General features: G+C 42.2%; 3 protein-coding genes. All 3 read right to left on the reverse strand.

The window, feature by feature from the left end:
- Positions 1 to 99 precede the first annotated feature (99 nt).
- Positions 100 to 1464, reverse strand: a complete 1365-nt coding sequence (mnmE, locus tag ABYB02_RS15715) for a tRNA uridine-5-carboxymethylaminomethyl(34) synthesis GTPase MnmE (protein ID WP_372763335.1) — start codon at positions 1462 to 1464, stop codon at positions 100 to 102.
- A 137-nt stretch (positions 1465 to 1601) separates the two neighbouring features.
- Positions 1602 to 3236 carry a membrane protein insertase YidC gene (yidC, locus tag ABYB02_RS15720; protein ID WP_372763336.1) on the reverse strand — a complete coding sequence of 545 codons (1635 nt, stop codon included), beginning with the start codon at positions 3234 to 3236 and terminating at the stop codon, positions 1602 to 1604.
- A gap of 8 nt (positions 3237 to 3244) precedes the next feature.
- Positions 3245 to 3457, reverse strand: a 213-nt coding sequence (gene yidD / locus ABYB02_RS15725) for a membrane protein insertion efficiency factor YidD (protein ID WP_372763337.1), incomplete at its 5' end; no start/stop codon positions are given.

A 3457-nucleotide genomic window follows, 5' to 3' on the forward strand; every position in this document is an offset into this window, starting at 1 on the left:
ACTGTTTTAAGCTGATTAAAACAGCAGTAAATAATAAGTTTTAGCAAATAAAAAAGAGCCGTAAAGCTCTTTTTTATTAATGGGTAAATTAACTTAGTGTTATTTGCCAATACAAAACGAGCTGAATATTTTGCCCAGCAGGTCGTCAGAGGTAAATTCACCGGTAATTTCGTTGAGGTATTGCTGCGTTAGCCGTAGCTCTTCGGCCAGTATTTCACCGGCGATATGCATCTCTAATTGTGTTTTACCGGTATCTAAATGGTGCGCTGCATGTTCTAAGGCATCTAAGTGACGACGCCGTGCCATAAAGCCGCCTTCAGTTGCGCCATCAAAACCAATACAGGCTTTTAAGTGTTCACGCACCAGCTCTATTCCGTCGGCATTTTTTGCACTTAAGCTGATCACGGGGTATTGTTGTTCTTGCTCCATACCGACAACATCGCCCGATAAATCGGCTTTATTTCTGATCACTGTCACGCCCATACCGGCGGGTAACTTTGCCATAAATTCCGGCCAAATTTTATGTGGATCTGTGTCTGTGGTGTCGGTACCGTCAAGCATAAATAATACTCGATCGGCTTGCTTTATTTCATCCCATGCGCGCTCTATGCCTATTTGTTCGACCCGATCGGGGCTGTCTCGTAGCCCAGCGGTATCGATAATATGCAGTGGCATACCATCAATATGAATATGTTCGCGTAGTACGTCGCGGGTTGTACCGGCAATTTCGGTAACGATGGCGGCTTCACGGCCTGCTAAGGCATTCAGTAGGCTTGATTTACCCGCATTAGGGCGTCCCGCGATAACGACTCGCATGCCTTCGCGCATAATACTGCCTTGCTTGGCTTGATTGGTGACGGTATTAAGCTGGTTAATAATGGCGTCTAAATCGCCTGATACCTTACCATCGGATAAAAAGTCGATTTCTTCATCGGGAAAGTCAATTGCGGCTTCCACATACATACGTAAATGAATCACTTTTTCGACTAAGGTTTCTATGTGCTTAGAAAACTCACCTTGCAGAGACTGTAGCGCGCTTTTAGCGGCTTGCTCACTAGTTGCATTAATTAAGTCGGCAATGGCTTCTGCTTGCGTTAAATCAAGCTTATCGTTCATAAATGCACGCTCAGAGAACTCACCGGGTTTAGCTAAACGCACACCGTCTATATTGCTGATTTCTTTTAATAGCATATCAAGCACCACAGGGCCGCCATGACCTTGAAGCTCAAGCACATCTTCACCGGTAAACGAGTTAGGTCCGGCAAAGTAAATAGCAATGCCTTGGTCGAGTTGCTCGCCTGCTAAATTGTTAAACGGCACATAGTCGGCATAACGCACTTTAGGCACTCGGCCTACTATTTTTTCGGCCACGCTTTTAGCGAGGCTGCCAGAAACACGAATTATACCTACACCACCACGCCCTGGAGCGGTAGCTTGTGCTGCGATTGTATCTTGATTGATCATGCTATTTATTTGCCAACGATGAGTTACTTTATGGCGGTATTGTAACCTATCGATTTATTTGTAGCGAATAGCTGTGGTGAAAAACAGGCATTAAAAAAGGCGACCTAAGTCGCCTTTTTACTAAGTAGGGTAGCTCATTAGCCCCTTACTTTAATGCCTTTCTTTTCCATGCCACGATAGATGATAAGCATCTGGACAATAGAAATAAGGTTAGACACCAACCAGTAAAGTACTAAACCAGATGGGAACCATAAGAAAAATACCGAGAAGATAACCGGCATAAAGGTCATCATTTTTTGCTGCATTGGATCGGTAACTGTCATCGGCTGTAGCTTTTGCGTTATAAACATACTTGCACCAAACAAGATAGGTAAGATGTAGTATGGGTCTTTCGCAGAAAGGTCAGTTAGCCAAAAAACAAATTCAGCATGGCGTAGTTCTGTTGATTCTAAAAATACATAGAACAAGGCTAAGAAAATAGGCATTTGTAGCAAAATAGGGAAACAGCCACCCATAGGGTTTACTTTTTCTTTGCGGTACATTTCCATCGTGGCTTGGCCGAATTTTTGACGGTCGTCACCAAACTTTTCTTTTAACGCTGCCATTTTAGGCTGTAGCGCACGCATTTTAGCCATTGAGGTGTATTGCGCTTTGGTCAGTGGATACATTAATGTTTTCACAATAATAGTGATTGCAATAATAGCCACACCCCAGTTACCTAAAATGCTGTGTAGCCATTTTAGTAATACAAACAATGGCTGCGAAATAAACCATAACCAACCGTAGTCTACAGTAAGGTCTAAATTAGGGTGAATCGCTTCAAGCGCATCAGACTCTTTAGGACCCATATAATAAGTAGCGCTCAGCGTTTGCTCTGTACCTGGCTGAATATTTAGCGCTTCTGCTTTAGCACCAATAATAGCGGCATTACTTTTGGTAATTAAGCTATAAAGAGTATTGTTTTGCTCTTGGCTAGGTACCCAAGCACTTACAAAGTAATGCTGAATAAACGCAACGTAACCGCCTAAGGTGCTTTTATTGAGGTTTTTATCGGCCATATCTGAAAAGCTGTATTTTTCGTACTTTTCATTATCGGTACCGTAAGCTGCACCTAAATAGTTTTGATCTACTAAGCTACCTTTCTCTTGTACTGTGCGTTTTACTTGAGTGTAAAGCTGTACTTGAATAGGGGTGCTGGTGGTGTTGTTTACTTTATATTCTAGGCCTACATCATATTGGCCTTTTTTGAATACATAAGTTTTAGTGAAGTTCACACCGTTGCTGTCAGTAAACTGCAGTGGCACACGAAGTTCATCACCCACTAAGCGGTATGACTTTTGCTCAGTATGGTAAGTAGGGCGGCCATTAGCTGAAGCATCTGGGCCATTTAAGCCAATTAAACCACTTTGTGAAAAGTATTGCTTACCGTCAAACTCACCAAGCAACATATAAGGTGTTTTACTGCCTTTAGTTTCTTCAAATTGCAGTAAGTCTGCTTCAACAATGTCACCGCCTTTGGTGTCAATTTTAACTTTGAAAACATCCGTGGTAATTTCAATTACAGAACGTTTTGCTACAGTTGCTGAACCCGGTAAAGCAGAATCTGATGATGCCGGAACATAATCGTCTGACTCAGGTGATGTTGCTTTTAGTGTTTGTGTTGTGGCACTAGGATCGGCTTTTGGTGTGTTGTAATCATTATTCCATTCTTGAAATAATAAAAACGACACTAGCATCAGGCCGATGAATAAAAACGTGCGTTGCGATTCCATAACAGCTCTTATTTCTCGTGTTGGTGGTTAATAGGGATTGATTTTTCAGGAACGGGGTCGTCCCCACCTGAATGTAAAGGATGGCATTTTAATATGCGTTTAACTGCTAACCAACTCCCTTTTACCGATCCATGCAAATTAATTGCTTGAATAGCATAACTAGAGCAAGTTGGATTAAAACGACAATGCGGACCTAATAGCGGGCTAATCCACTTTTGATA

Source organism: Pseudoalteromonas sp. (genome assembly GCF_041613455.1).
Lineage (GTDB): Bacteria > Pseudomonadota > Gammaproteobacteria > Enterobacterales > Alteromonadaceae > Pseudoalteromonas.

What these genes read in the sequence shown, in the direction of transcription:
- yidC (WP_372763336.1), bottom strand. Translation starts at nt 3,236, where the DNA reads ATGGAATCGCAACGCACGTTTTTATTCATCGGCCTGATGCTAGTGTCG.
- mnmE (WP_372763335.1), bottom strand. Translation starts at nt 1,464, where the DNA reads ATGATCAATCAAGATACAATCGCAGCACAAGCTACCGCTCCAGGGCGT.